This is a genomic window from Paenibacillus sp. KS1, assembly GCF_001680695.1.
GTDB lineage: Bacteria > Bacillota > Bacilli > Paenibacillales > Paenibacillaceae > Paenibacillus_B > Paenibacillus_B suaedae.
This window is the reverse complement of sequence record NZ_MAIS01000253.1, coordinates 1-1,111: the sequence shown is the minus strand read 5'-3', so window position 1 is coordinate 1,111 and position 1,111 is coordinate 1. Positions and strand designations below refer to the sequence as shown.

General features: G+C 44.7%; 1 protein-coding gene and 1 pseudogene. One reads left to right on the top strand and one right to left on the bottom strand.

All coding sequences use genetic code 11. The annotated features are described in order from the left end of the window. Nucleotides 1-219 (top strand): hypothetical protein (locus BBG47_RS30505; protein ID WP_217492549.1); only part of this gene is annotated, 219 nt, incomplete at its 5' end. Between the two features lie 75 nt (nucleotides 220-294). Here the strand turns inward: BBG47_RS30505 and BBG47_RS30265 are convergent. Beyond that, nucleotides 295-1,111, bottom strand: a pseudogene (locus BBG47_RS30265) (hypothetical protein); the annotation flags it as partial.

Genomic DNA, 1,111 nt, shown 5'->3' with positions numbered 1-1,111 from the left:
TTGTTCAGTTTTCAAAGAACAATCTTCATTTCTTGCTGCTCCGACATTTTTCAACATCTTTCGCAACAGGAACTTTATCTTATCACAGGAGCTAATTTGTTGTCAACACTTTTTTTAAAATCTTTTTTCTTAGAAGATTCGTTTGAAGCGTTGAAGCTCTACTGCGCCGCCGCATCTCGCGACTGGATTTATAATATATCATGGCCTGTCCCATCTTGACAACAGGAAATATCAACCATGATCATTCTGCTTAATGCAGTCTCTCTCATAGTTGATACTCCAGCTTCCTTTGGACTATCCGTTGATCCACGGAATGCTTCTCGAGTTCACGTTAGAACGCTTCTGCGCCGTTTTCTTTTTTTCCGTGCTCTTCTTTTTTGTCGTCCGGGAAGGCGACCCTTTAATCCTCGCCTGTTGTTCCTTTTTTGTACCTACACTGGATACATGCCCTTCTTTGTCCGTTGTGGATGCCGATTCTCTGTTAAACTCCACTTCATGTTCTGCACGTTTGCCATGACCACCCGCTCCGATTGAAGCGTTACTCCCCAAAGACGAATTGGCGAATCCCGGAATGGATCCGTATAAGTTTGGATTGTAGAAGTGCATACCGTCCGAACCATACCCTGTTGGCTGCTCATAAGAATCGTTTCCTTGTGTACCTGCTGGGGCATACATATTAGCTGCATTCATTAATGACTGATTCGCATACGGATGCTTGCCATGCTCTTCTCCACAACCACAAGCATAGACAAATGGTTGAGCAATCGGCCCCCATACTGCTGTTGGTACTGCAGCCGGAATTGCAGAAGGAATATATCCCGAAATCGTCGATACTGCACCACCATACACAGGAGGATATGGCGGATAGATAGCAGTTGGTACAGGCGGAAAGCCAGGATTGCAGAAGACAGGTGTCGGTGGGCAGTAACACTCATAAGGAGAAAACGGTTGATTCGACTCTGTGATCGGCGATACATTCGGCTGTATATTCGATTGTACGTAAGGCTCGATATTCGGTTGAATGTTTGGTTGTACATTTGGATAGATGTTCGGTTGGATGTTCGGTTGTACGTAAGGTTCAATATTCGGTTGGATGTTCGGTTGTACATTT